The sequence below is a fragment of the Bradyrhizobium zhanjiangense genome (genome assembly GCF_004114935.1).
In the GTDB taxonomy this organism is placed as follows: domain Bacteria; phylum Pseudomonadota; class Alphaproteobacteria; order Rhizobiales; family Xanthobacteraceae; genus Bradyrhizobium; species Bradyrhizobium zhanjiangense.
In genome coordinates, this window is record NZ_CP022221.1 from 529,278 (window position 1) to 555,362 (window position 26,085).

Annotated in this window: 28 protein-coding genes; 12 read left to right on the top strand and 16 right to left on the bottom strand. The window is 63.8% G+C overall.

Annotated elements, in window-relative coordinates:
• The first annotated feature begins 493 nt into the window (after positions 1-493).
• Entirely contained in the window at positions 494-1,354 is an 861-nt protein-coding gene (locus XH85_RS02570) for a sulfite exporter TauE/SafE family protein (RefSeq protein ID WP_128930605.1), read from the top strand.
• Between the two features lie 180 nt (positions 1,355-1,534).
• Here XH85_RS02570 and XH85_RS02575 read toward each other — a convergent pair whose 3' ends face one another.
• Positions 1,535-2,032, bottom strand: a complete 498-nt coding sequence (locus XH85_RS02575) for a hypothetical protein (protein WP_128930606.1) — start codon at positions 2,030-2,032, stop codon at positions 1,535-1,537.
• Between the two features lie 32 nt (positions 2,033-2,064).
• Complete coding sequence (locus XH85_RS02580; protein ID WP_128930607.1) at positions 2,065-3,594, bottom strand: malonate--CoA ligase; 1,530 nt, start codon at positions 3,592-3,594, stop codon at positions 2,065-2,067.
• Between the two features lie 86 nt (positions 3,595-3,680).
• On the opposite strand from XH85_RS02580, the gene XH85_RS02585 reads away from it, so the two are divergent.
• From XH85_RS02585 to XH85_RS02600, 4 genes are all read left to right on the top strand, one after another.
• Positions 3,681-4,442: an SDR family oxidoreductase gene (locus XH85_RS02585; protein WP_128930608.1), complete on the top strand. Its 762-nt coding sequence runs from the start codon at positions 3,681-3,683 to the stop codon at positions 4,440-4,442.
• Positions 4,443-4,748: 306 nt separating this feature from the next.
• Positions 4,749-5,303, top strand: coding sequence for a fasciclin domain-containing protein (locus tag XH85_RS02590; RefSeq protein ID WP_091882949.1), 555 nt, complete (start codon positions 4,749-4,751; stop codon positions 5,301-5,303).
• Positions 5,304-5,484: 181 nt separating this feature from the next.
• On the top strand, positions 5,485-6,114 hold the full coding sequence (locus XH85_RS02595) for a cytochrome b/b6 domain-containing protein (RefSeq protein ID WP_128930609.1): 630 nt from the start codon (positions 5,485-5,487) through the stop codon (positions 6,112-6,114).
• A gap of 10 nt (positions 6,115-6,124) precedes the next feature.
• Entirely contained in the window at positions 6,125-6,907 is a 783-nt protein-coding gene (locus XH85_RS02600) for a molybdopterin-binding protein (protein ID WP_128930610.1), read from the top strand.
• Between the two features lie 98 nt (positions 6,908-7,005).
• Here the strand turns inward: XH85_RS02600 and XH85_RS02605 are convergent, their stop codons facing one another.
• Positions 7,006-8,205 carry a YbfB/YjiJ family MFS transporter gene (locus XH85_RS02605; protein WP_128930611.1) on the bottom strand — a complete coding sequence of 400 codons (1,200 nt, stop codon included), beginning with the start codon at positions 8,203-8,205 and terminating at the stop codon, positions 7,006-7,008.
• 131 nt (positions 8,206-8,336) lie between these two features.
• On the opposite strand from XH85_RS02605, the gene leuB reads away from it, so the two are divergent.
• Entirely contained in the window at positions 8,337-9,449 is a 1,113-nt protein-coding gene (leuB, locus tag XH85_RS02610; protein WP_128930612.1) for a 3-isopropylmalate dehydrogenase, read from the top strand.
• A 147-nt stretch (positions 9,450-9,596) separates the two neighbouring features.
• Here leuB and XH85_RS02615 read toward each other — a convergent pair whose 3' ends face one another.
• Both XH85_RS02615 and XH85_RS02625 read right to left on the bottom strand, forming a co-directional pair.
• Complete coding sequence (locus tag XH85_RS02615; RefSeq protein ID WP_128930613.1) at positions 9,597-9,980, bottom strand: hypothetical protein; 384 nt, start codon at positions 9,978-9,980, stop codon at positions 9,597-9,599.
• Between the two features lie 156 nt (positions 9,981-10,136).
• A complete protein-coding gene (locus XH85_RS02625) occupies positions 10,137-10,925 on the bottom strand; it encodes a hypothetical protein (protein ID WP_128930614.1) in 789 nt (262 codons plus the stop codon).
• 116 nt (positions 10,926-11,041) lie between these two features.
• Here XH85_RS02625 and XH85_RS02630 point away from each other — a divergent pair, with 116 nt between their 5' ends.
• Complete coding sequence (locus XH85_RS02630; protein ID WP_128930615.1) at positions 11,042-12,076, top strand: aspartate-semialdehyde dehydrogenase; 1,035 nt, start codon at positions 11,042-11,044, stop codon at positions 12,074-12,076.
• Between the two features lie 112 nt (positions 12,077-12,188).
• Here the strand turns inward: XH85_RS02630 and XH85_RS02635 are convergent, their stop codons facing one another.
• Positions 12,189-12,833: a carbonic anhydrase gene (locus XH85_RS02635; RefSeq protein ID WP_128930616.1), complete on the bottom strand. Its 645-nt coding sequence runs from the start codon at positions 12,831-12,833 to the stop codon at positions 12,189-12,191.
• Positions 12,834-12,936: 103 nt separating this feature from the next.
• On the opposite strand from XH85_RS02635, the gene XH85_RS02640 reads away from it, so the two are divergent.
• Together XH85_RS02640 and XH85_RS02645 are read left to right on the top strand one after the other, a co-directional pair.
• A complete protein-coding gene (locus XH85_RS02640) occupies positions 12,937-13,818 on the top strand; it encodes an HpcH/HpaI aldolase/citrate lyase family protein (RefSeq protein ID WP_128930617.1) in 882 nt (293 codons plus the stop codon).
• Between the two features lie 396 nt (positions 13,819-14,214).
• Complete coding sequence (locus XH85_RS02645) at positions 14,215-17,007, top strand: UPF0182 family membrane protein (RefSeq protein ID WP_128930618.1); 2,793 nt, start codon at positions 14,215-14,217, stop codon at positions 17,005-17,007.
• A gap of 190 nt (positions 17,008-17,197) precedes the next feature.
• Here XH85_RS02645 and XH85_RS02650 read toward each other — a convergent pair whose 3' ends face one another.
• The 4 genes from XH85_RS02650 to XH85_RS02670 all read right to left on the bottom strand — a co-directional run bounded on the left by XH85_RS02650 (position 17,198) and on the right by XH85_RS02670 (position 20,041).
• Complete coding sequence (locus XH85_RS02650) at positions 17,198-17,617, bottom strand: DUF6455 family protein (RefSeq protein ID WP_128930619.1); 420 nt, start codon at positions 17,615-17,617, stop codon at positions 17,198-17,200.
• Positions 17,618-17,873: 256 nt separating this feature from the next.
• Positions 17,874-18,659 (bottom strand): glycosyltransferase family 32 protein, encoded by a 786-nt coding sequence (locus tag XH85_RS02660; RefSeq protein ID WP_128930621.1) that lies wholly within the window; start codon positions 18,657-18,659, stop codon positions 17,874-17,876.
• A gap of 79 nt (positions 18,660-18,738) precedes the next feature.
• Entirely contained in the window at positions 18,739-19,344 is a 606-nt protein-coding gene (gene leuD, locus XH85_RS02665) for a 3-isopropylmalate dehydratase small subunit (RefSeq protein WP_008539074.1), read from the bottom strand.
• A gap of 298 nt (positions 19,345-19,642) precedes the next feature.
• Positions 19,643-20,041, bottom strand: a complete 399-nt coding sequence (locus XH85_RS02670) for a metallopeptidase family protein (protein WP_128930622.1) — start codon at positions 20,039-20,041, stop codon at positions 19,643-19,645.
• A 198-nt stretch (positions 20,042-20,239) separates the two neighbouring features.
• Between XH85_RS02670 and XH85_RS02675 the strand changes: the two genes are divergently transcribed.
• Both XH85_RS02675 and XH85_RS02680 read left to right on the top strand, forming a co-directional pair.
• Entirely contained in the window at positions 20,240-20,533 is a 294-nt protein-coding gene (locus tag XH85_RS02675; protein WP_164940261.1) for a hypothetical protein, read from the top strand.
• Positions 20,534-20,574: 41 nt separating this feature from the next.
• Positions 20,575-20,835: a hypothetical protein gene (locus XH85_RS02680; RefSeq protein WP_128930624.1), complete on the top strand. Its 261-nt coding sequence runs from the start codon at positions 20,575-20,577 to the stop codon at positions 20,833-20,835.
• A gap of 10 nt (positions 20,836-20,845) precedes the next feature.
• Here the strand turns inward: XH85_RS02680 and XH85_RS02685 are convergent, their stop codons facing one another.
• Positions 20,846-21,145, bottom strand: coding sequence for a DUF1330 domain-containing protein (locus XH85_RS02685; protein ID WP_091893030.1), 300 nt, complete (start codon positions 21,143-21,145; stop codon positions 20,846-20,848).
• Between the two features lie 180 nt (positions 21,146-21,325).
• Between XH85_RS02685 and XH85_RS02690 the strand changes: the two genes are divergently transcribed.
• The gene (locus XH85_RS02690; protein ID WP_128930626.1) at positions 21,326-21,859 is read left to right on the top strand and encodes a hypothetical protein; all 534 of its coding nucleotides are present in this window, start codon (positions 21,326-21,328) and stop codon (positions 21,857-21,859) included.
• 108 nt (positions 21,860-21,967) lie between these two features.
• Here the strand turns inward: XH85_RS02690 and XH85_RS02695 are convergent, their stop codons facing one another.
• The 5 genes from XH85_RS02695 to rimM all read right to left on the bottom strand — a co-directional run bounded on the left by XH85_RS02695 (position 21,968) and on the right by rimM (position 26,083).
• Positions 21,968-22,177: a hypothetical protein gene (locus XH85_RS02695; protein WP_128930627.1), complete on the bottom strand. Its 210-nt coding sequence runs from the start codon at positions 22,175-22,177 to the stop codon at positions 21,968-21,970.
• A 92-nt stretch (positions 22,178-22,269) separates the two neighbouring features.
• Positions 22,270-23,676, bottom strand: a complete 1,407-nt coding sequence (leuC, locus tag XH85_RS02700; protein WP_128930628.1) for a 3-isopropylmalate dehydratase large subunit — start codon at positions 23,674-23,676, stop codon at positions 22,270-22,272.
• Positions 23,677-24,134: 458 nt separating this feature from the next.
• Entirely contained in the window at positions 24,135-24,515 is a 381-nt protein-coding gene (gene rplS / locus XH85_RS02705; RefSeq protein WP_091893038.1) for a 50S ribosomal protein L19, read from the bottom strand.
• A gap of 109 nt (positions 24,516-24,624) precedes the next feature.
• On the bottom strand, positions 24,625-25,380 hold the full coding sequence (trmD, locus tag XH85_RS02710; RefSeq protein ID WP_128930629.1) for a tRNA (guanosine(37)-N1)-methyltransferase TrmD: 756 nt from the start codon (positions 25,378-25,380) through the stop codon (positions 24,625-24,627).
• A gap of 127 nt (positions 25,381-25,507) precedes the next feature.
• Positions 25,508-26,083, bottom strand: a complete 576-nt coding sequence (gene rimM, locus XH85_RS02715; protein ID WP_128930630.1) for a ribosome maturation factor RimM — start codon at positions 26,081-26,083, stop codon at positions 25,508-25,510.
• Positions 26,084-26,085: the final 2 nt, after the last annotated feature.

Sequence of the window (26,085 nt, forward strand, 5' to 3'; positions counted from 1 at the left end):
TATTGCGGCCCAACAGAAGGGCGCGCGGGGATCGGAAAGGTGGGCTCTATTTACGGAGTCGATTTCGCTGGCGCAATCACCAAATCGCCATAAATCGAACGACGGTTCAGCTCTAGAGCGTTGATGAAACAAGGCCAATCAGTGGCTTGGTATACCAGAGCGTCGGTCCGCCAACCAAGTAAAGAATAATTATTCATTTCTTCTGAAGGGGGTGACGTGCGTTGAAATTGCTATTGGAACGCCTCTAAACGGACCGTCCCGTCCAAATCGGCCAGAGGTGGGTCCAGTCGTGGCGCAAACTCGTGCGACCACGCGAACGGTCCTTCCCATTCCGCTTCCGTTCGACCCCTTGGATATGCGCACCCTGCATTCCACCCCAGCCGGGAGGTTCGGTGTGTCGACCGCGAGAATCAGATCGCCTAATGCTCCCTACGTGGCGTTCCGAAGCGACATCTCGGAGCCGCAGCGACCAGTCGCCGGGGGCAGGTCACAGGTGATTGCAGGGCTGGACATCAAGGAGATCGTGGAGCTTGCGCTGTTGCTGATCGCAACCGGCGCACTCTCGGGATTTTTGGCCGGGGTGTTCGGCATCGGCGGCGGCGCGATTCTCGTGCCCGTGTTCTACGAATGCTTTCGCATCGCCGGCGTGCCGCTGGAGGTGCGCATGCCGCTCTGCGTCGGCACCTCGCTCGCGGTGATCATCCCAACCTCGATCCGTTCATTCCAGGCGCACTACAAACGCGGCGCCGTCGACATGGCGATCCTGCGCGTGTGGTGGCTGCCGATCGTGCTCGGCGTCATCGCCGGCAGCGTGGTCGCGCGCTACGCGCCGGAACGGCTGTTCAAGATCGTGTTCGTCGCCGTCGCCTGGTCAGCCGCGGTCCGGCTCATCTTCGCACGCGAGACCTGGAAGCTCGGCGATGATCTGCCGAAGGGCCCAATGATGCGCGTCTACGGCTTCGTGGTCGGCATTCTCTCGACGCTGATGGGCATCGGCGGCGGCCTGTTCTCCAACCTGCTGATGACCTTCTACAGCCGTCCCATCCATCAGGCGGTCGCGACCTCGTCGGCGCTCGCGGTGCTGATCTCGATCCCCGGCGCGCTCGGCTACATCTATGCGGGCTGGCCCGCGGCGGCGAGCTATCCGGCCGTCGCAGCGCTGCAGATTCCGTTCGCGCTCGGCTACGTCTCGCTGATCGGCGCCGTGCTGGTCATGCCGATGAGTCTCGTCACCGCGCCGCTAGGCGTGAAGGCCGCGCATGCGATGTCGAAGCGGACGCTGGAAGCTGCGTTCGGGTGCTATCTGTTGATCGTCGGCAGCCGGTTTGTGCTGAGCCTGGTGGGCGGACAATAGCCGCCACACCCTCCGTCATTGCGAGCGCAGCGAAGCAATCCAGAATCTTTCCGCGGCGGCAGTCTGGATTGCTTCGTCGCAAGAGCTCCTCGCAATGACGTTGTTGAAAGAGCGCGCGATCCCAGTCCCATCGCAGCACTGGACAGCGAACGGGGAGCGTCGATCGGGTCTAATCAGCGATTAGTCCTTCAATCGCACTTCGCTGTGGAACCATGATCGGAGATCGCCGATGCCTTCGATGCGATCGGAATCTGAAAGCAGTCTTAGTCGCGCAGCAATCATTTCGCCTTCGATTGGCAATCCCAGCTCTTTACAGCGGTCCATCACAAGCGTGACCATCATGGCGGTCTTCCGCCACGTCGGCTTCATGACCGAGAAAATGACCTCATCGACTTGCTGCTCGGTCACCGACGGCGGCAGGCGCACCTCATCCCATGTGAGCTCGCAGGTATATACGAGGGGTTCTCGATCGGACTTCGGAGGCTCCAGATCCGGATACTGATCGTAGATCGGCTGAAGCAACTCATCCTCCAAAGCAGCAACGACTTCGTCCAGCCAGTCCTCGAGCTCAATCCGCTCAGCCTTGCCAAGCGCTGCGATGGCCATTCGGGCCTGGTCGAGGGCCCTGTAAGCATCAAGAAGATGATCGTTGATCCGGACAGCCTGCTCGCGGTTCATACGTCTCCCCACCCCCGGAGCGATTGCGCCCCTCACTTCTTCGCGTAAATATCCTTGTAGGTCTCGCGAAGCACGTTCTTCTGCACCTTGCCCATCGTATTGCGCGGCAGCTCGTCGACGACGAACACGCGCTTGGGCATCTTGAATTTCGCAAGGCGCCCCTCCAGGCCCTTCAGCACGGCCGGTTCATCGATGCTCGCGCCGGGCTGGCGCACGAGAACCGCCGTGACGCCCTCGCCGAAATCGGCATGCGGCACCCCGATCACGGCGGACTCGACCACGCCCAGCATGGCGTCGATCTCGCTCTCGATTTCCTTCGGGTACACGTTGAAGCCGCCGGAGATCACGAGATCCTTGCCGCGGCCGAGGATGTGGACGTAGCCCTTGTCGTCGATCTTGCCGAGGTCGCCGGTGATGAAGAAGCCGTCGGGCCGGAACTCGGCCTTGGTCTTCTCCGGCATGCGCCAGTAGCCCTTGAACACGTTCGGGCCCTTGACCTCGATCATGCCGATCTCCTCGCGCGGCAGCTCTTTCCCTGTCTCGGGATCGGTGACGCGCACCGAGACGCCCGGCAGCGGGAAACCGACCGCGCCGGGCACGCGCTCGCCGTCATAGGGATTCGACGTGTTCATGTTGGTTTCGGTCATGCCGTAGCGCTCGAGCACGGCATGTCCCGTGCGCGCCGACCATTCGCGATGGGTGTCGGCGAGCAGCGGCGCCGAGCCCGAGATGAACAGCCGCATGTGCTTCGTGGTCTCATGCGACAGCGCGGGGTTCTGCAGCAGGCGGGTGTAGAAGGTCGGCACCCCCATCAGCACCGTCGCGCGCGACATCAGCTTGATGATGAGGTCAGGATCGAGCTTCGGCAGGAAGATCATCGAAGCGCGGGCGAACAGCGTCACGTTGGTCGCCACGAACAGGCCGTGCGTGTGATAGATCGGCAGCGCGTGGATCAGGACGTCCTTGTCGGTGAAGCGCCAATAGTCGACGAGCGAGAGCGAGTTGGACGCCAGATTGTCATGCGTCAGCATCGCGCCCTTGGAGCGGCCGGTGGTGCCCGAGGTGTAGAGGATCGCGGCGAGATCATCGTTTTCGCGCGCCACCGTCGTGAACTCGCGGCTCGCTCTGTCGGCGGCCTCCGTCAGCGAGCCCTTGCCGTCAGCCCCGAGCGTCTCGACCTTGGCCTTCACCTTGGCGGCGATCGGCGCAAGCCCTTCCGCCTTGGAGGGATCGCAGACCACCAGCGACGGTTCGGCATCGCCGATGAAGTAGTCGAGCTCGTTCAGCGTGTAGGCGGTATTGAGCGGCAGGTAGACTGCGCCGGCGCGCACCGTGCCGAGATACAGCACGATATTGGCGACGGATTTTTCAACCTGCACCGCGACGCGGTCGCCCGGCTTCACGCCGCGGGCGACCAGCACGTTCGCCATTTGCCCGGCGCGCGCGATCAGATCGCCATAGCTGATACGGGTGCCGTCATGCGTTTCGATTGCGAGGCGTTTGGGATCGTCCAGGCCGTCGAACAGGCGGGAAAACAGATTGGCGTTGGCAGCTTGGTTCATGCAACATTCCTCGCCGGCGAAGGCCGGTCAAAACCGAGGGCTGGATTAGCAAAAACCGCCCCGCAGAAGCAACGGAGACAGTTTGCATGACCAAAAACGGGAAACGCGTGGCCTGGGTCACGGGCGGCGGCAGCGGGATCGGCGAGGCCGGCGCCGAGGCGTTAGCTGCCGACGGCTGGACGGTGGTGGTCTCGGGCCGGCGCCAGTCAGCCCTCGATGCGGTGGTTGCGAAGATCAATGGCGCAGGCGGGACGGCCGAGGCCATTGTGCTTGACGTGTCCAACGCCACTGAAGCCCAGAAGGCAGCCGATCGAATCGTCGCCAGGCACGGCCGGATCGATCTGCTGGTGAACAATGCCGGCATCAATGTTCCCAAGCGCAGCTGGAAGGACATGGAACTGGAAGGCTGGGATAAGCTCGTCCAGGTCAATCTCAACGGCGTGCTTTATTGCATGCGCGCGGTGCTGCCGACGATGCGCAAGCAGCAGGACGGCGCGATCATCAACGTCTCGTCCTGGGCCGGCCGCCATGTCTCGAAGATGCCGGGCCCGGCCTATACCACGACCAAGCATGCGGTGCTGGCGCTGACCCATTCCTTCAACATGGACGAATGCGTCAACGGCCTGCGCGCCTGCTGCCTGATGCCGGGCGAGGTGGCAACGCCGATCCTGAAGCTGCGCCCGGTGGTGCCGAGCGAGGAGGAGCAGGCCAGGATGCTGCAATCCGAAGATCTCGGCCGCACCATCGCGTTCATTGCGAGCATGCCGGCGCGCGTGTGCATCAACGAGGTGCTGATCAGCCCGACGCATAACCGCGGTTTTATTCAGACGCCGCACAGCAGGGACTGAGGTGGGGCGCAGCCGCGAGTCCGTCATTGCGAGCGAAGCGAAGCAATCCAGGAATGTAGCCGCGGAGACAGTCTGGATTGCTTCGTCGCAAGGGCTTCTCGCAATGACGACGTGGATGCACCACACGAAATCCCTCCCCCATAGTTTCACGCATCACAAAGAATTTTTCTCCGAAACCGCCCAGCAAACCCTCCCGTAGTTCGGCCAACGACGGCGCTGCTGCTTCAAGCCAAGGAGACACAGCCGCCGTTGTTGCCAACTCAAACGCCGGCTATCGCCGGTCTCAATTCAATCGGGAGATTCTCCATGTCGAAGCGCATTGCCTATCTCGCTGCTGCCGCCTTCAGCGCCCTCGCCATCACCGCGACCGTCGTCGCGCCTGTCAGCGCCGAGGAGAAGACCGTCATGGTCGGCGGCGCCGCGATGTTTCCGTCCAAGAACATCGTCCAGAACGCGGTCAACTCCAAGGACCACACCACGCTGGTCGCGGCGGTCAAGGCGGCGGGCCTGGTGCCGACGCTGGAAAGCAAGGGCCCGTTCACGGTGTTCGCGCCGACCAATGCCGCCTTCGGCAAGCTGCCGGCCGGCACCGTCGACAACCTGGTCAAGCCCGAGAACAAGGCGACCCTGACCAAGATCCTCACCTATCACGTCGTACCCGGCAAGCTCGCGGCCTCCGACCTCACCGACGGCAAGAAGATGAAGACCGCCGAGGGCGAGGAACTGACGGTGAAGAAGATGGACGGCAAGACCTGGATCGTCGATGCCAAGGGCGGCACCTCGATGGTGACGATCTCCAACGTCAACCAGTCCAACGGTGTCATCCATGTGGTCGACACCGTGCTGATGCCGGCGACGTAACACCGCCCCCCTGTTTCATCCCCCGAACAGGAGGCCTCGAGACGGCGAGCCGGGGGTGCCCGGCTCGCTTTCTTGTGACCGTGATAGCCCGCCAGTATCGATTTGATGCCGGACGGGGCGTAACGAAAGCGGAAGCATCGGCGTATAATTGCTGTCAAACGACGCTCAGGACGGAACCATCATGGCGAGCCTCACAGTCACCGACGAGCAGGTCAGGGCCACTCCGGCCAAAGTGATCCAGCCGGCCTGGGTCCGGGTCATGCATTGGGTCAACGCCCTCGCCATGATCCTGATGATCCTGTCGGGCTGGCAGATCTACAACGCCTCGCCGCTGTTCGGCTTCAGCTTCCCGCGCGAGTACACGCTCGGCGGCTGGCTCGCCGGCGGCCTGCTCTGGCATTTTGCGGCGATGTGGCTGTTGATGATCAACGGCCTCGCTTATCTCATCACCGGCTTCGCCACCGGCCGCTTCGCTAAGAAGCTGCTGCCGATCACGGCGTCCGGCGTGCTTCACGACGTCAGGGCGGCGCTGACCTTCAAGCTCGGCCATGACGATCTCACCGTCTACAATTACGTGCAGCGCCTGCTCTATGCCGGCATCATCGTGGTCGGCGTGCTGATCGTGCTGTCAGGCCTCGCGATGTGGAAGCCGGTGCAGCTCTATTACCTGGTGATGCTGTTCGGCGATTATCCGACCGCGCGCTACGTGCACTTCTTCTGCATGGCCGCGATCTGCGCGTTCCTGGTCATTCATGTTCTGCTCGCGCTGCTGGTGCCGAAGAGCCTGCGCGCGATGATCATCGGTCGCTGAGGAGGAGAACATGGCCAAACGTTCATTCCTGATCCCCGGCGTCGACAAGCGGCTCCTGATCAAGGACTCCATCAAGACGATGCCTGACGTCACCCGCCGCCGCTTCATCGCGGGCGGCGCCAGCCTCGGCGCGCTGACGCTGCTCACCGGCTGTGACGTCGTCGACTCCTCCTCGGCCGAGGAGATGCTGAAGCAGGTCTCGAAGTTCAACGACGCCGTGCAGTCCTTCATTTTCAATCCCGATGCGCTGGCGCCGACCTTCCCCGAGAGCGCGATCACAAAACCGTTCCCGTTCAATGCCTATTACGATCTCGACGACGCGCCTGATGTCGATGGCAACGACTGGAAGCTCGAAGTGCGCGGTCTCGTCGATAACAAGAAGTCCTGGACGCTGGACGAGCTCTATGAATTGCCGCAGGTCACGCAGATCACCCGCCACATCTGCGTCGAGGGCTGGAGCGCGATCGGCAGCTGGACCGGCACGCCCTTGCGCGATTTCCTCAAGCTGATCGGCGCCGACACGCGCGCGAAATATGTCTGGTTCCAGTGTGCCGACAAGGACGGCTACAACTCGCCGCTCGACATGCGCAGCGCACTGCATCCGCAGACCCAGATGACCTTCAAATACGCGAACGAGATCTTGCCGCGCGCCTACGGCTTTCCGATGAAGATCCGCGTGCCGACAAAGCTCGGCTTCAAGAACCCGAAATACGTGGTCTCGATGGAAGTCACCAACGACTACAAGGGCGGCTATTGGGAAGACCAGGGGTATAATTCGTTTAGTGGGAGTTAGGCCCGCTGCCGTAGGGTGGGCAAAGGCGCGTAGCGCCGTGCCCACCGTGATTGTCACGGCGGATAAAGGGTTGGTGGGCACGCTTCGCTTTGCTCACCCTACGGCACCGATTGTTTGGCCGCCCCCACCTTGCGCTGGCACAGCGCCGCCATCGCCCCGAGCGCCAGCAGCGCCGCCGACACATTCAACGCGTAACTCAAGCTGCCCAGCGCATCCGTGATCGCACCGACCACGATCGGACCCAGCGTCTGGCCGACGCCGAACGAGATCGTCATCGCCGCAATCGCGGTCGGCCACACCTCGGGCGGATAGTTGAAGCGGACGAAGGCGGTGGTCGAGCCGACCACCGCGAAGAACGCGACGCCGAACACCACGGCGGAGACCGCAAGCCACGCCGGCGAATGTCCGAGCATCGGCAGGGCGGCACCGAGGGCGTTGGTGCCGAGGATGATGGCGGTGGCGAGCCCGCCGCGGTCGAGCGCCAGCACGCCGCGCCAGGCCCAGGGCGTCACGAAGGCGCTGAGCCCGATCAGGCTCCAGAACGCGGCCTGCGCGGCGGCCCCGCCGCCGCCGTCGCGCACGTAGGCGATCATGAAGGTCATGTAGGCGATGTAGCCGGCGCCGAACAGGAAGTAGCCGGCGAGATAGATCAGCACCGGCAGAATCGCGAACGACGCGTGGCTGCCTTCCGAGAAGCGGACGCTGCTCTCGATGCGGATCAGGAACAGCGGGATCGTCATCGCGACGGACAGCAGCGTCAGCGCCCACCAGACGATCCACCACGAGCCCGGTCCGAAATATTGCAGCGTGAACGGGGCGATCAGCCCCGAGGCGAGAATGCCGATGCCGGGCCCGGCATAGAACAGGCTCAGCAGGAAATTGGCCCGCTCCGGGCGCAACTGCGCGATGGTCGCAGCCAGCGCGCCGCCGGCGACGAAGCCGGCTGCAGCCCCCAAGCCCAGCACGAGGCGGGCCAGGCTCAGCGCGACGAAATTGCCTGTCAGCGCGCAGGTGGCGAGCGCGGCGACGCAGGCCAGGGTTCCCAGGCGGATCGCCGCCGCCCAGCCGATTCGCTGGATCAGCCGGGACGCCATCAGCGCGCCCACGAGATAGCCGACGGCGTTGATGGTGTTCATGAAACCGGCCGCCGAGTAGGACCAGCCGAGGGTCTCCCGCATATCCGGCAGCACCAGCGCATAGGCAAAGCGGCCGATGCCGAGCCCGACCGTCGCCGCCAGCGACAAGGTCAGGATCAGCCGCGCGGGATGCGGGATGGGGGGACGGTCAGGGGCGTGCAAGGGGTACTCCGGCTACAGGACTGTGGCAGGCTCCATCCGCTTTGCACAGCCGGCTCCCCGGCAATGGTGTCTTGCCAAGCGCGCAACGCCGCTCTAGCACTCCGGCCGAATTCGACCTGAGAGGAACGACCATGGCGACCCACAAACTGCTGCTGCTTCCCGGCGACGGTATCGGCCCCGAGGTGATGGGCGAGGTGAAGCGGCTGATCGACTGGCTCAATTCGGCCGGGATCGCCAAATTCGAGACCGACACCGGTCTCGTCGGCGGCGCGGCCTATGACGCGCACAAGGTGTCGATCTCCGAGGGCGACATGGCCAAAGCCAAGGACGCCGACGCCGTGATCTTTGGCGCGGTCGGCGGCCCGAAATGGGATGCCGTGCCCTACGAGGTGCGCCCCGAAGCCGGTCTGCTTCGCCTGCGCAAGGATCTCGCCCTGTTCGCCAACTTGCGTCCTGCCGTGTGCTATCCGGCGCTGGCAGACGCCTCGAGCCTGAAGCGCGAGGCGGTCGAGGGCCTCGACATCGTCATCGTGCGCGAGCTCACCGGCGGCGTCTATTTCGGCGAGCCCAAGACCATCACCGATCTCGGCAACGGCCAGAAGCGCGCCATCGATACCCAGGTCTACGACACCTATGAGATCGAGCGCATCGCCCGCGTCGCCTTCGAGCTTGCCAAGAAGCGCAAGAACAAGGTGACGTCGATGGAGAAGCGCAACGTCATGAAGTCGGGCGTGCTCTGGAACGAGGTCGTCACGCAAGTTCACAAGCGCGAATACCCCGACGTCACGCTCGAGCATCAGCTCGCCGATTCCGGCGGCATGATGCTGGTGAAATGGCCGAAGCAGTTCGACGTCATCGTCACCGACAATCTGTTCGGCGACATGCTCTCCGACATCGCGGCGATGCTGACGGGGTCGCTCGGCATGCTGCCCTCGGCTTCGCTTGGCGAGGTCGACGTCAAGAGCAAGAAGCGCAAGGCGCTGTACGAGCCGGTGCACGGCTCCGCCCCTGATATCGCCGGCAAGGGCCTCGCCAATCCGATCGCGATGATCTCGTCGTTCGGCATGGCGCTGCGCTACTCCTTCGACATGGGCGATCTCGCCGACAAGGTCGATGCCGCCATCGGCGCCGTGCTCGCCAGCGGCCTGCGCACCGCCGACATCAAGTCGGAAGGCACCACCGCCGCTTCGACCACGCAGATGGGCGAAGCGATCCTGAAGGAATTGCAGAAGCTGCACGGGTAGAGTCGTAGCCCGGATGGAGCGCAGCGAAATCCGGGGTTCTCGCCTCGTGGACAGATTTCCCGGATTGCGCTTCGCTCCATCCGGGCTACGCGACAAAAAATGGCCGGGCGTGAGCCCGGCCATTTTGATTCGGTGCCTGCGCCCGCCTCAGTACAGCGGGAAATTCTGCGGGTAGCCGCCGACATCGGCCGGCGGCGAGAGCGGCTGGCGATCGATCGGGCGGTTCAGGTTCTCGCGGGCGAAGGACGGATAGCCCACCGCCGGCGGGAAGGCGTAGTCGCTGAACTTGCGGTCGCCCGGATTGACCTCGGTGCCGCCGTCGAGCCAGGAGCGCTTGCTCACATAGATGCGGGTGCGGCCCTGCTGATAGACCGTGTTGGGGCCGCTCGGTCCGTAATAGGGCCGGCCGCGCTCGTCATAGCGCTTGGTCCTGGTGTCGGCCGAAGCCGGCGACGCGAGCGACATGGCAATGACGGCGCCCGCCGCAAGCCAGGTCGCCAATGTGTTCGCCGCAGAGAATTTCAAGCTCATCACGTCCCCTTCAGGCGGCAGGCCGCCAGTCGATTTCACCCCATACTAGCCCGGCCGGGGCGGATGCAACTAGGTCAATTGGGTCACACCAGCTCGGAATAATCGTGCGCGCCGGCAAAAGTTGCATCAATACCAGCCACTTGAGCTTGATGCGGCCTAGAGCGCCCCGCGCAATTGCGCGTTCGCGGCGCCCAGCAGCCAGTCCGACGATCCCTGGGAATCGCAGGCGCGGCGCTTCAGCTCGGCACGGGCGAACAATTCCGCCAGCCTGGGCTCGTTGCCCGAGGTCAGCAGCGTCAGCCGGTTCAGCGTGCAGGCGATCGCCGCGCGCCGGGCGGGCAGGGTGTCGCCCTGGCAGGAGAAGCCGGAGATCTGCAGCGCCGGCTCCTCGCTGCGCTTGAGATAGCCGAGGCAAGCCCGCGTCCCCTGCGCCGCGCCGACCGGCCGGAACAGGGCGACCGGGCCGAATTTGGTGTCGATCAGGCCGGCCTGCTCGAGCGTGGTCGCCGCGCTCAAGCCCATCTGGACGGCCAGATCCGCAGTCGCCGGACGGGCCACGTCGAACTCGCCGCCTTCCCGGTAGATTTCGAGCTCGGCCAGCGGCTGGCCGGCCTCGCTCGCCCAGCGCAGCACGTCCCTGCGGCCCCCTTCGGGATGCCGAAAGATGGTGTAAGAGGCTGTTTTCTCTGATGAATCAAGCCGACTGACGGCGAAGGCCGGATGCGAGCGGTCGGCCGCGCTCCAGCCCGGCTTGTCCGTCGGCTCACCGTCGCGCAAGTCAGGCAGCTGGCCCAGCGCCCCGAGCGCCAGGATGGCAAACAGCGCGAGCGCTCCCACATAGGCGATCAGGTGCGCTAGCGTGCCGATGACCTCGTCGGCAAAGGCTGCAAGCGCCAGATGGATCTGGGTAGGGCTAACGGCCGTGCTGGCCTCAGGCGACTGCATCCACGGCCTTCAGGCATGGTCCAACGTTGTCTTGAGGCCGGTTCTCGCATAGAAGCGCTGCTCTTCCTGTTTAAGCGTCAGCTTCGGGAACGGGCTTTTTCATCGGAGAGTGAACGATGGGTTACAAAGTCGCAGTCGTCGGCGCGACCGGCAATGTCGGACGGGAAATGCTCAACATCCTGGATGAGCGCAAATTCCCCGCCGACGAGGTCGTGGCCCTGGCGTCACGCCGCAGCGTCGGCGTCGAGGTCTCCTATGGCGACCGCACCCTGAAGGTCAAAGCGCTCGAGCATTACGACTTCTCCGACGTCGACATCTGCCTGATGTCGGCGGGCGGCTCGGTGTCGAAGGAATGGTCGCCGCAGATCGGTGCCGCCGGCGCGGTCGTGATCGACAATTCCTCGGCGTGGCGCATGGATCCGGACGTGCCGCTGATCGTGCCGGAGGTGAACGCGGGCGCGACGGAAGGCTTCAAGAAGAAGAACATCATCGCCAACCCGAACTGCTCGACCGCGCAGCTCGTGGTCGCGCTCAAGCCGCTGCACGACAAGGCGACCATCAAGCGCGTCGTGGTCTCGACCTATCAATCGGTGTCGGGTGCCGGCAAGGACGCGATGGACGAATTGTTCTCGCAGACCAAGGCCGTCTACACCAATGACGAGCTGGTCGCGAAGAAATTTCCCAAGCGCATCGCCTTCAACGTCATCCCCCATATCGACGTCTTCATGGAGGACGGCTACACCAAGGAAGAGTGGAAGATGATGGCGGAGACCAAGAAGATCCTTGATCCCAAGATCAAGCTCTCCGCCACCTGCGTGCGCGTGCCGGTGTTCGTCGGCCACTCCGAGGCCGTCAACATCGAGTTCGAGAACCCGATCACAGCCGATGAAGCCCGCGAGATCCTGCGCAAGGCGCCGGGCTGCCTCGTCATCGACAAGCAGGAGCCCGGCGGCTACGCCACGCCTTACGAAGCGGCCGGCGAGGACGCCACCTATATCAGCCGCATCCGCGAGGACGCGACGGTCGAGAACGGCCTCGTGCTGTGGTGCGTGTCCGACAATTTGCGCAAGGGCGCTGCGCTCAACGCGATCCAGATCGCGGAAGTGCTGATCAACCGCAAGCTGATCAGCGCGAAGAAGAAGGCGGCGTAACGCGCTGCCGTAGGGTGGGCAAAGGCGCGCTCTTCGCGCGCCGTGCCCACCATTCTTTCCGATTCTGACAGGTGGGCACGCTTCGCTTTGCCCACCCTACGAGAGCGATGGCTTACGCCACGCTTCGCGCGTTCTTGAATTCCTTCGCGACCTTATCCAGCACGAACAGCGATCCCTCCGCGACGCCGAAATAGGCGCCGTGGGTCTGCATCTGGCCGTTCTCCACCGCCTTGCGCACGAACGGGAAGGTCATCAGGTTTTCGAGACTGCGGAACACCGCGGCCTTCTCGATGCGCTCGACGAACTGCGCCATGGTCTCGTGGTTGCGCTGCTCGACCACCTCGCCCGGCTTGATGAACATCTGCATCCATTTGCCGATGAAGTCGCCCGGCGTCAGCGGCTCGATCTTGTCGACGAAGGCGCGGATGCCGCCGCATTGCGCGTGGCCGAGCACCACGATGTGCTTCACCTTCAGCACCGTCACCGCATATTCCAGCGCCGCCGAGACGCCGTGCGCGTTCTCGTCGGGCTGATAGGTCGGCACCAGATTGGCGATGTTGCGCACGACGAACAATTCGCCGGGGCCGACGTCGAAGATCACCTCGGGCGAGACGCGGCTGTCGCAGCAGCCGATCACCATCACTTCCGGCGACTGCCCCTTCACCGACAGCTCGCGGTAGCGGGTCTGCTCGGCCGGCAGCCGCTGGGTGGCGAACGCCTCGTAGCCTTCCAGCAAATGCTTCGGGAATGTCACCATGCCTATGCCTAATCATAGACCGCAGGGGCGAACAAGCCTTTCGAACAGGCAGGCCAAATGCTATCGGCTTCGGTCAGAAGACTGACGAGGAAGGAACGCTTGCATGACCCGCCCGCGCCGCAGCCACCTGTTCATGCCCGGCTCCAATCCCCGCGCGCTGGAAAAGGCGCGCAATCTCGCCGCCGACGGCCTGATCCTCGATCTCGAGGACTCCGTCGCTCCTGATGCCAAAGCGGTGGCGCGCGACGGCATTGCCGCCGCGATCGCGGCCAAGGGTTTTGGCAAACGCGAGATCCTGATCCGGACCAACGGTCTCGACACGTCCTGGTGGGCCGACGACGTCGCGATGGCCGCCAAGGCCTCGCCGGACGGCATCCTGGTTCCAAAAGTTTCAAGCATCGAAGATCTCGGCGCGATCGACCGGAAGCTGGCCGAGCTTGGCGCCGCGCCGACCGTGAAAGTCTGGGCCATGATCGAGACCGCGCGCGCGGTGCTCCATGCCGAGGAGCTGGCCGCCGCCGGCCGCGATCCATCGAGCCGCCTCTCAGGCTTCGTGTTCGGCCCGAACGACATCTCGCGTGAGACCCGCATCAAGATGCTGCCGGGCCGCGCCGCGATGATCCCGATGATCACCCATTGCATCCTGGCAACGCGCGCCCACGGCCTCGAAATCCTCGACGGGCCCTATAGCGACATCGCCAATTCCGACGGCTTTGCCACCGAATGCGCGCAGGGGCGCGATCTCGGCTTCGACGGCAAGACGCTGATCCATCCCTCGCAGATCGATGCCTGCAACGCGATCTTCACCCCACCCGAAGAGGAAGTCGCGCGCGCACGAAAAATCATCGCAGCGTTCGAATTGCCGGAAAACGTCTCACGTGGCGCGATCCGGCTGGACGGCGCCATGGTCGAACGCCTGCACGCCGACATGGCCCGGCGCACGATCGAGATCGCAGACGCGATCGCGGCGATGGGGAAAGGCTAGGGCGCACGCTCAAAAAAGCGGCGTTGCTTCAGGGGACAACACGCAGCTCTGCAAGACCTCGCGCGTCCTCCCGAGTTCGGCGCGCAGCCTGTTGCGGGTATCCGCGTGTAAAAGCTTGATGGGATGAGGCTTGATCGCTGCAACGAGCGAGGTGCACTCCCTCTCTCGCTTGCGGGAGAGGGTTGGGGAGAGGGTGTCTCCGCGATGGGACAATCCCCAAGAGGGGAAAGCCCTCACCCGGCGCTTTGCGCCGACCTCTCCCGCAAGCGGGAGAGGTGAACCACCCGCGGCATCGATTCAACCTAAAGCCATTCCGCTTTAGGACTGCGGAGGAAAAAGCAGGTGCGGCGCCCCGTGACAGGCGCGCCACGTCGCTCGTTCTGCTATAATGTTACTATGACGATCGGGATTTCCGGACCCGAACGGAAGGCACCAGGGCGAAGCGCCGTGGTGGGATTCATCATCGCGGCCATCATCGCCGCAATCGGCCTGATCCTGCTCGCTCTCGTCGGCGACTTCCTGGTCGACTGGATGTGGTTCTCGTCGATCGGCTACGAACAGGTCTTCTGGACCACAATCGCCGCGAAAGCCGCCGTCTTCCTCGTCGTTTTCGCGGCGACCGCCGCCATCTTGTGGGTGAACGCGCGCCTTGCACTTGGCCTTGCCGGGCGCCGAACCCGGTTGCCCGCGGCCTTCGACCCGAGGCTTGTGGCCGCTGCGGTGCTGCCCGATCCGCTTGAATTCCTGCGCGGGCGGCTGCGGTGGCGCAGCATGATCGCCGCCAGTAGCGGCCTCGTCGCTCTGCTTGTCGGCTGGGGAGAAGCCGGCAACTGGAGCACTTTTCTGCGCTTCATCTACCAAGTGCCCTACGGCAGCAATGATCCCTTGTACGACAAGGATATCGGATTCTACCTGTTTTCCCTGCCCGTCTTTGTGGCCATCAAGAATTGGGCGTTGCTGACACTCGTCATGAGCGCGCTGCTCGCCGGGCTTATCTACTGGGTGCACGGCGACATCGAGGACCGGGCGCAGCGAGTATCGCCAGCGGCGATCTCGCACGGTTCGGCGCTTCTCGGCCTCTTCTTTGGCGTGAAGGCGTGGTCCTACAGTCTCGACCGCTATCTCCTGCTGTACGGCGACAACGGCGTGGTGGTCGGCGCAGGCTTCACCGACGTCAATGTGGAACTGCCGGTCCTGTGGCTGCTGATTGCACTTTCGATCGTCGCCGCTGTGGCGGCATGCGCGAACCTGTGGGTGCGTACCTACCGCCTCCCCACCGCCGCGATTGTGCTGCTGTTCGGCGGCGCTTTCCTGCTATCGGGCATCATCCCCGCAGTGTTTCAGCGCTTCTACGTCGGGCCGAACGAGCTGGCGTGGGAGCGGCCTTACATGGAACGCAACATTGCCCTGACGCGGGAGGCCTACAATCTCAATCGGATCGTGCCGAAGCCGTTCCCTGCGGAACAGAACCTGACCTTGAAGGCGCTCGAGGCCAACAAGGCGACCATTGAAAATATAAGGCTGTGGGATTGGCAACCATTGGCCGACACTTACGCTCAATTGCAGGAGATTCGCACCTATTACAAACTGCGCGACCTCGATGTCGATCGTTACTGGTTCGGCGATACCTACCAAAGCGTGATGATCTCAGGCCGCGAGTTGAATTCCGCGCTGCTGCCACCCAACGCGCAGACCTGGGTCAACCGCCACATCCTGTTCACCCACGGCAATGGTGCGGTGATGAGTCCGGTCACCCAGAAGAGCGGCGAAGGACTTCCGCTTCTCTATCTGGACGACATTCCCCCGGTCGCACATGGAGGTCCCGCGATTCGCGAGCCGCGCATCTATTACGGACTGCAGACTGAGGACTACGTCATCGTCAAGGGAACCGTGCCGGAATTCGATTATCCCAGGGGAAAGGACAATGCCTACGCGTCCTATGACGGCTCCGGCGGCGTGCCGCTGTCGGGCATGGTGCGGAGACTGATCTTCGCCCACCATTTCAACGATGTGAACCTGCTGCTGTCAGACTACATCGGCGATGACAGCCGGATCATGATCCGGCGCAACATCCAGAAGCGGGTGGGCACGATCGCCCCGTTCCTCTCTCTCGATCGCGATCCCTATCTGGTCGTCAGCGAGGGCAGGATGTTTTGGATGCAGGACGCCTACACGACCAGCGATTATTTTCCCTACGCACAGCCTGCGCCCGGCTACAACCTCAATTATATCCGCAATTCAGTGAAGGTCGTGATCGACGCCTATAACGGCACCGTCGATTTTTACCTGATGGACCCAGCCGATCCGGTCGTCGCGACCTATCAGCGAATCTTCCCGGACCTGTTCAAGCCGTTCGCGGCCATGCCGTCCGATCTTCAGAAGCACATTCGTTATCCCGAAGACCTCTTCCTGATCCAGGCGCGACTTTTCCAGACCTACCACATGGAAGCTGCCGATGTTTTCTATAACCGGGAGGACCTCTGGCAATTTCCGCGTCAACCGGCCGGTGATGGCGTCTCTTCAATGGACGGCATCACCACCATGGCCCCCTATTACATCATCATGCGGCTGCCCGGAGAGGCGCAAGCCGAGTTCTTCATCATGATCCCGATGGTGCCGAGCCGTCGCGACAACATGATCGCTTGGCTTGCCGCGCGCTGCGACGAGCCCGGCTATGGCAAGCTGATCGTGTACGAATTTCCCAAAGAGAAGCTGGTCTACGGGCCGTTCCAGATCGAGGCGCGAATTCATCAGAACACGGAGATCTCCCAGCAGATATCGCTGTGGAACCAGATGGGGTCGCGGGTGATCCGGGGAAATCTGCTCGTGATCCCGATCGAGAATTCGATTCTCTACGTGTCGCCGCTGTATTTGCGGGCCGAGCAAGGACATTTGCCGGAGCTCAAGCGAGTGATTGCCGCCTATGGTGAGCATGTCGTCATGAAGGAAACGCTTGCCGAGGCCCTGTCGGCACTCTTCGTGGACAGCGGCCCTTCCCCGGCAGCGTCGGCTGTGACCGCGGAAACTCCCGCCGAAGCCTCCGCGGCAGCGCGCGCGCAGGAGGCGCTCACGCACTATGACCAGGCCATGGAGCGGTTGAAATCCGGTGATTGGGCAGGCTTCGGCAAAGAGATCGATGCGATGCGCGGTATTTTGGAAGATATCCGCCGGCAACCGGGTAGCCGCTGAGGTCCGCGAGAAACGCTATTTTCTGACTTGCCGGTGCAACTGCCCGCCCCGACGAGGCCATCGAATAGGATAGCGATGTCGGCCTTGAGCCCCAGCTCGGACCGCTGAACGAGGTCTGCTATAGGCTGCAGCAGACCTCCACGCCCTCGATCTAGTAAGTACACACCCAGTGAGATCTCCCGCGCTGGCGTCAGCGCGGCGCGACGTCGGCGCGGTCGAGCGACTCCAGCGTCGCGGCGTTGGCGCAGTAGCCGTGATAATTCTCCGCGGCGGTGCCGTCGGCGAGATCGCGGTCGCACTGGCCCTTCTGATTGCAGAGCGAGCAGACTCGCTCCATGTCGCGCAGCAGCAGCGGCTGCGCGCGGCCGAGGCCTTCGACGTTGATGCCGAGCTGCTCCAGCATCTTCGGCAATTCGTCGGCGGCGTGCTTGCCGTGGCGAACGAGCTCCTCCAGATCGTCAGGCGCGATCCTGAGGTCGCTGGCGATGCGGTTGAAATCGGCGCGATCGAGCTGCCGCATCTCGTTCATCTCGCGGCGATGCTTCAGCCAGCCGGCAAAGGACTCGATGAGGTCCTGGACGATGGGATAGGGCCTGCTTGCGGTGCTCATGGAAAGCTCCGTTGGAGTCGTGGGATTGGAGCGAGATTAGGCACAATGGTGCAGGGACGCGTTGCGCTGGATCAAACTGGATGCTCGGGGTGACCTCTCCCGCTTGCGGGAGAGGTCGGCGCGTCCCGGGCGATGCGAAGCATCGTCCCGCGCGCCGGGTGAGGGCTTTATCCTCTTGGGGATTCTTATTGTGGAGACACCCTCTCCCCAACCCTCTCCCGCAAGCGGGAGAGGGAGCGCACTGCCTCCGCGGCAACTACCCAAACCGCTCCGCCGCCCACGCATACAGGCTGCCCGGAATCGGCTTTTCGCCGCCGCGGCCCTTGGGCGAGATGTGCAGGCCGATGATCTCGGGGTTGGTGACGAGGCCGAGATAGCTCGAGGGATCGAAGAACAGTTTTGGCTCGGCATGCACGGCGTAGAACGACTGCTTCGGCAGCGCGCAAGCGAGCTCGCCGGTGCGGCGCGCGAGCGCGGTGAGCGCCGCGGGCCCGTAGATCGCAACGCGGATGTCGGAGAGGCGGTTCGAGCCGCCGCGCAGACGGCGCATCATGAAGGTGATGCGGTGGCGCACGGACAGCCAGTTCGGCGTCAGCTCCTCCTGCTCCATCAACTCCTCGAAGGCGGCGACGATGCCATGCCCGGCCGGCAGATAGATCACGGAATTGCCAAGCTGGCGCGGCCGCTCCCAGGCGAAATAGGGCTTTGCCGGATCGATCTCGACGGGCCTCAGCAGCAGCACGTCGGCGTCGAGCCAGAGGCCGAGGTCGTTCGCCATCAGCTTCATGCGGAAGAAGTCGCTGAACTGCAGCGTGGTCCAGTCGCGCCAGCTGCCGTCCGGCTGCGGCGGCCGCAGCCTTTCGGAGAACGCGTGCGGTAGGATCGCCTCGGCATCCGCGTTCGCGATGCCCGCGGGCAGGCCGGGAATGGGGTCGAAGCTGTAGACCGTGACCTTGTGGCCGGCAGCCAACTGTGAGCGCAGACAGGTCTGGCGCAGGGCGTCCATCGGGCCATGCCAGAAGGTGACGATGTCGGGCAGCATGCGCGAGCTATAAGGATAGTCAGAGCAAAGAAAAAGCCCCGGCGCCGTCAGCACCGGGGCTCGAACCAGAAACGCGATCTCAGGCCCAGGCGCGTTCGCGCTTGAGCTTGTCCTCATAGGTGTCGATCGAGGCCTTCTTCTCCATGGTGAGGCCGATGTCGTCGAGGCCGTTGATCAGGCAGTGCTTGCGGAACGGGTCGATCTCGAACTTGACCTTGCCGCCGTCGGGGCCGCGGATCTCCTGGTTGGGCAGGTCGATCGTCAGCGTCGCGTTGGCGCCGCGCTCGGCGTCGTCGAACAGCTTGTCGAGGTCTTCCTGGCTGACGCGGATCGGCAGAATGCCGTTCTTGAAGCAGTTGTTGTAGAAGATGTCGCCGAACGAGGTCGAGATCACGCAGCGGATGCCGAAGTCGAGCAGCGCCCAGGGCGCGTGCTCGCGGCTCGAGCCGCAGCCGAAATTGTCGCCGGCGACCAGCACCTTCGCGTTGCGATAGGCCGGCTGATTCAGCACGAAGTCCGGATTCTCGCTGCCGTCGTCCTTGTAGCGCTGCTCGGAGAAGAGCCCCTTGCCAAGGCCGGTGCGCTTGATGGTCTTCAGGTACTGCTTCGGAATGATCATGTCGGTGTCGACATTGATGATCTTCAGCGGCGCCGCGACGCCTTCCAGCGTGGTGAACTTGTCCATGGTTGCGCTTTCCCGGATGGGTCTAGGGGAACAGGTGTTTATCGCGATCGGGCCCCGAATCCTAGGCCGAAATCGGCAGGGCTGCCTTACCTCTCCGGCTTGCGGGGGTTGAGGCTGGACTTGGTGCGGCGTCGGGACTTCACCTCTCCCGCTTGCGGGAGAGGTCGCGCCGGAGGCGCGAGAGGGTTCTCTCCTCTGGGGGAGTGTCCCGTTGAGGAGACACCCTCTCCCAGCCCTCCCCCGCAAGCGGGGGAGGGAGCGCACCGCCGCTGCGGTGACGCGATCAATCCGGCCCGCTCTAGTCCGCCCGCGCCTCAATCGCGGCCATATCGTCGTCCGACAGACCGAAATGGTGGCCGATCTCGTGGATCAGGACATGGCGGACGATGTGGCCGAGGGTCTCGTCGTGCTCGGCCCAATAGTCCAGGATCGGCCGGCGGTAGAGCCAGACCATGTTGGGCAGCCGCGCCACGTCGCCAAGGCTCTGCTGCGGCAGGCCGATGCCCTGGAACAGGCCGAGCAGGTCGAACTCGCTCTCGCATTGCATCTCGTCCAGGACCTCCTCGGTCGGGAAGTCGTCGACGCGGATGATGACGCCCTCGCAGAGCCTGCGAAACTCCGCCGGCAGGCGCTCGAAGATGTCATGCGCCGTCGCTTCCATCTCGGCCAGGGAGGGCGCTTTCAATTCCGTCCACATGGGCCTCTTCTAAAGCGTTTTCGAGCGAAGTGGGTATGGGTTCGCGCAAACTAGCGCGGGTTCCGCGGCGATGCATCCCGCTTTATAAGCGCGGCGAGGTTGACGAGCGCCGTCAAAACGGGGAGCGTGGGGCCTCGAATGGGAATGTTTCGGGTGGGCGGAAAAATGCGAGCGAAAACAGCGCTGACGCTACTGTGCATGGGGTTGTTTTCGCAGTTTTGCGTTGGCGCCCAAGCCCAAACTCAAGTCCAGACCGCCGGCCCCGAGATTCGCCTCGCCCAGGCGGCCTCACCGGACGACGTTCCCCCGCCACGCAGGCGGCCCCCGGCGCGCTTGCGCGTCACGCCCTATTACAGCCCGGACGGCGTCTATCCGCGCTATAATCCAGGTCCCGACGCAGTCCGCGTGTGCAACGCCACCTATGTGCAGGAATACCGCCCGAGCGGCACGGTGATCGTGCCGCGTGTGAGCTGCTACTGGCGCCGTGGCTGAGGCCTGCGCCGGCGAACAACGCGGTGCCTTGTAGGATTGTCATGGCGAGATGGATTGCATTAGCTATTGCCGTCGCGCTTGCCGCCGGCGTGCCTCGCGCTTCCGCGGCGCAAAGGGCGACGATACCGGAGGCGTCGGCGGGGATCGCGGTTTTCGATGTGCGACGACACGCGCGCGCCCATGACATTGCGCGGCCTGCTGCACGCCATGATCCACGCTATTGCGCGCGGCCGGTCTACTACCGTCCCTACCCCTACGGCGTGCCTGCACCGTTCGTGTTCGGCTACGGACCCTTCTGGTGACGCCGGCGGATTAGCCGGCGGGCGCAAATCCCCTGACCAGCAGCACCGTCGCCTGCGCTCCCGCTTTGCGATCGCGCGAGATGTCCTCGTAGTCGGGCGCATTCGAGAAGGCGAGGAACGCAGCCTCATCGGGGAACGACATCATGACAAGCTTGTCATGCGGCCATGCGCCTTCGAGCACGCGCGGATGTTCGTCGGCGGCGAGCAGCTTGCCGCCATACTTCTTGAACACGTCGAAGAACCGCGCCTGATAGCGGTCATAGGCCGCGCGGTCCGTCATCTTCAATTGCGCAATCGCATAGACAGTCATTTCCAAAAAACTCCTTACCTCGCGGCACTGCGTCGCATCGCGAAGCCCAGCGTCGTTCATTCATGGGGCGTTCACATCGGTCTCCTCAGTTTAATCTAGGGAGCGACCGCAATTGAACAGCGTTTGGCGCGGCCGAGACGTCGCGTCGCAACTGCGCTGTTCAGATTCAGGGAGGATTCCATGCTGAGGATATTGGGTCTTAAGGCAAGCCCGATGCGCTTGCTCGGGATCGCGGCCGCCACGACATTGATGCTGTCGGCCGGCAGCGCGCGTCGCGCCGAAGCACTCACCTTGATCAATCCGGCGACGTCGCCCGCGACGAAGGCTGCGGCCAACGATCTCGTCACGCAGGTTCGCCACGGCGGCGGCGGGCACGGCGGACATGGTGGCGGTTTTCACGGCGGAGGTTTCCGCGGTGGCGGACATTTTGGTGGCTTCCATGGCCGCGGCTTCCATGGCGGCGGCTTCCGCGCCGCGCCGGCCTTTCACGGCGGTGGCTATCGTTACGGCGGATTTCGTCACTATGGCGGCTATCATCGCTACGGGGTCTATCGCCCTCATTACGGTTACCGTCACTTCCACCGGCGCTATTATTACGGCGGCTATTATCCCTACTACCACTATCCGCGCCGCTGCCGGATCATCTGGACCTATTACGGTCCGCGCCGCGTCTGCCGCTGGCCTCGCTGGCACTATCCGTACCGCTATTGGTGAGCACGATCGAAATGCAAAGGGCGCCTCAGCGGCGCCCTTTGTTCATATGGCCCATAGCGTTTTCGAGCGAAGTGGAGACCGGTTCACGTCAAGAAAACGCGTCAAAATCTAAAGCCAATCCTTGAGCTTCCACGACGCGGACTTCCACCGCATCAGGTTCTCGAGCTTCCATTGCCTGAACATCGCCGGCGGCCAGCGGCTGAGCTTTGAGGTTTCCTCGACCTCGGGCTTGGCGACGACGCGCAGCGGCGTTGCGCGCCGGCGATGCTGGCGCGTGGCCTCGCTGATCAGATCGACATATTCAGGCTTGTTGGCCATGGGGCGTCCTCGCGAACCGTCGCGAGGACGAGAATGTGGGCGACGCGGATTAACGGCGGCTTGCCGTGATCGCTACAATTGCAGGGAGCAGCTTACCGCCAATCCCTGACGTCGACGAAGTGACCGGCGATCGCGGCCGCCGCCGCCATTGCCGGCGACACCAGATGCGTGCGGCCCTTGAAACCCTGGCGGCCCTCGAAATTGCGGTTCGAGGTCGAGGCGCAGCGCTCTTCCGGCTTCAGCTTGTCCGGGTTCATGGCAAGGCACATCGAGCAGCCCGGCTCGCGCCATTCGAAGCCGGCCTTGATGAAGATCTTGTCGAGACCCTCAGCCTCGGCCTGCTCCTTCACGATGCCGGAGCCCGGCACCACCATGGCGTTGATATTCGCTGAAACGGTCTTGCCTTCAGCAATCTTCGCTGCCGCGCGCAAATCCTCGATGCGGCCGTTGGTGCAGGAGCCGATGAAGACGCGGTCGAGCTTGATGTCGGTGATCTTCGTGCCCGCCGTCAGGCCCATATATTTCAGGGCGCGATGCTTGGAGATGCGCTTGGCCTCGTCCTCGATCTTGTCGGGGTCGGGGACGATGCCGGTCACGGAGATGACGTCCTCAGGGCTGGTGCCCCAGGTCACGATCGGCGGCAGCTTTGCGGCGTCGAGGCGCAGCTCGTGGTCGAAATGCGCACCCTCGTCGGAACGCAGTTTCTCCCAGTAGCGCATCGCCTCGTCCCAGGCCGCGCCCTTCGGCGCCTTCGGGCGATCGCGCAGGAAGTCGTAGGCCTTCTGGTCGGGTGCGACGAGACCGGCGCGGGCGCCACCTTCGATCGACATGTTGCAGACCGTCATGCGGCCTTCCATGCTGAGCGCGCGGATCGCGTCGCCCGCATATTCCAGCACGTAGCCGGTGCCGCCGGCGGTGCCGATCTCGCCGATGATGGCTAGGATGATGTCCTTGCCCGTCACGCCGTCAGGCAATTTGCCATCGACGGTGACGCGCATGTTCTTCGCCTTCTTCTGGATCAGCGTCTGCGTCGCCAGCACGTGCTCGACCTCGCTGGTGCCGATGCCGTGCGCGAGCGCGCCGAACGCGCCATGCGTCGAGGTGTGGCTGTCACCGCAGACGATGGTGGTGCCGGGCAGCGTAAAGCCCTGCTCGGGGCCGATGACGTGGACGATGCCCTGGCGCTTGTCGAACTCGTTGTAATATTCGATGCCGAATTCCTTGGCGTTCTCGGCCAGCGCCTTGATCTGCTCGATGCTTTCAGGATCAGGATTCGGCTTGGTGCGGTCGGTGGTCGGCACGTTGTGGTCGACGACGGCGAGCGTCTTCTCGGGCGCGTGCACCTTGCGGCCCGTCGCGCGCAGGCCTTCGAACGCCTGCGGCGAGGTCACCTCGTGCACCAGGTGGCGATCGATATAGAGCAGGCAGGTGCCGTCCTCGGCTTCGTGCACCAGATGGTCGTTCCAGATCTTGTCATACAATGTGGTCGGCTTGGACATGAGCTTAAGCTCCGAAGAATGTGTGTAAGCGGATGTGCGCGCCTGGCGCGCGGGCAACAAATCGTCAGCGCAGCTTTTGAGCTGCGCGCGTAAGCTCTGACGTTGCCGAGGTCGCGAAGCGTCCGAAGAACCGGCCAGGCAGCCGCGAGCGATCGTCGATGACGATGCGCTTGACGGGGGCGACGCTGATCAGATCTGGAAACATTCTAGAAGCTATATAGCATGCAGAGGTAAAAGCGCGAGAGCTTCGAATTCGTCATTGCGAGGAGCTCTTGCGACGAAGCAATCCAGAGTCCTCCGCGGAAAGATTCTGGATTGCTTCGCGGAGCCTGTCATCGGGCCGCGCTTTGCGCGGACCCGGTGGCTCGCAATGACGAGAACGAGTACAGACAGCCGGGCAAAACAAAAAAGCGCGGAGCCGAGCCCCGCGCTTTCTAGAACTTGCCTGGTGGCGGAGCTTACTCGCCGACGGCAGCCTGGCGGTCCTGCTTCTCGACGATGCGGGCCGACTTGCCGCGAAGGTTGCGGAGGTAATAGAGCTTGGCGCGACGCACCTTGCCGCGGCGCACCACCTTGATCGAGTCGATCATCGGGGAGAGCAGCGGGAACACGCGCTCGACGCCCTCGCCATAGGAGATCTTGCGCACGGTGAAGCTCTCGTTGAGGCCACCGCCGGAACGGCCGATGCAGACGCCCTCATAGGCCTGCACGCGGGTGCGGTCGCCTTCGACGACCTTCACGTTGACGATCACGGTGTCGCCGGGGGCGAATTCCGGGATGTCCTTGCTGGCGGACAGCTTGTCGAATTGCTCCTGCTCGAGCTGCTTGATCAGGTTCATGGGTAAATCTCCATCGGCGCGCCCAGCCTTCGAAACGGGGGCTGCGCGAAATTCGTCTATCCAGCCATTGCGGATGTGGCCGCTCCTATAAGGCAAGCCGAAGCGTTTGTCACCCGTCTGTCTTGTTTTTTGGCGTTTTTTGGCGGCCGGCCCGATTCGGGGCCTTGCTCGGGATCTGGGCCCATAAATCCGGCCGCCGGGCCGCCGTCAGGGCCTCGGATGCAGCCCGCCGCCAGCTGGCGACCTTGGCGTGGTCGCCGGAGGTCAGGATATCAGGGATCGGAGCCCCCTCGAAAAGCTGCGGGCGGGTGTATTGGGGGTATTCGAGCAGGCCGTCCGAAAAGCTTTCCTCGGTTCCAGAGGCCTCCTTGCCCATCACCCCCGGCAGCAGCCGGACGCAGGAGTCGATCAGGGCCATGGCTGCGATTTCGCCCCCGGACAGCACGTAATCGCCGATCGAGACCTCCTCTAGGCCTCGCCCGTCGATCACCCGCTGGTCCACGCCCTCGAACCGCCCGCAAACGATCAAGGGGCCGGGGCCCCTGGCCAGCTCCACAACCCGGGCCTGGGTCAATGGCCGACCGCGCGGGCTCATCAGCAAGCGCGGCCGCTCCGGGCTGATTTCAGCAGCATCGATGGCCGCGGCCAGGACATCTGCCCGCAGCACCATGCCCGGCCCGCCGCCGGCCGGGGTGTCGTCCACGCTCCGATGCCGGTCGGTGGCGGAGGCCCGGATGTCCCGCGCCTCGAGTTGCCACAGCCCGGCGGCCAGCGCCCGGCCGGCCAGGCTCACGCCGAGCGGCCCCGGAAACATCTCCGGAAACAGCGTCAGCACCGTCGCGCGCCAGGGTGAGGAGTTGGTCATTGCTTCTCAGTTCTTGTCGTCCCGGACAAGCGCAGCGAAGCGGAGCGCAGATCCGGGACCCATAGCCACCGCGCTTCGTTTTGCGATGATCGGAGCTACCAGCTTAGCCAAAAACCACGTCTCGTGGTTATGGGTCCCGGCTCCCGTGCGCTTTGCGCACTACGCCGGGACGACCCGGAGGAGGGACTTCGCCTTCGTCCTCGCCCTCGATCTCCTGCGGCAGCGCGATCACGACACGGCCGCCGGCGATATCGACCTCCGGCACCACCGCGTTGGAGAACGGCAGCAGCAGCGTCGGGCCTTTGGGCGGGGCGATTTCGATGATGTCGCCGGCGCCGAAATTCTGGATCGCGACGACGCGGCCGAGCGGCTCGCCGTCAGTGGTGACGGCGGCGAGCCCGATCAGGTCGGTGTGGTAATATTCGCCCTCGTCGGTCGCCGGCAGCTTTTCGCGCGGAACGTAGAGCTCGATGCCGTTGAGGCGCTCGGCCTCATCGCGGGTCGTGACGCCCTTGAACATTGCGACCAGATGATCTTTGGCCTCGCGCGCCTGCGCCACTTCGAACTGGCGCTTGCCGTCCTTGGACAGCAGCGGACCGTAGCGTCTGATGGCAAAGGGATCCTCGGTGAAGGTCCACAATTTGACCGCACCGCGCACCCCATGCGCGGCGCCGATCCGCGCGACGCAGACCAGCGCCGACATGA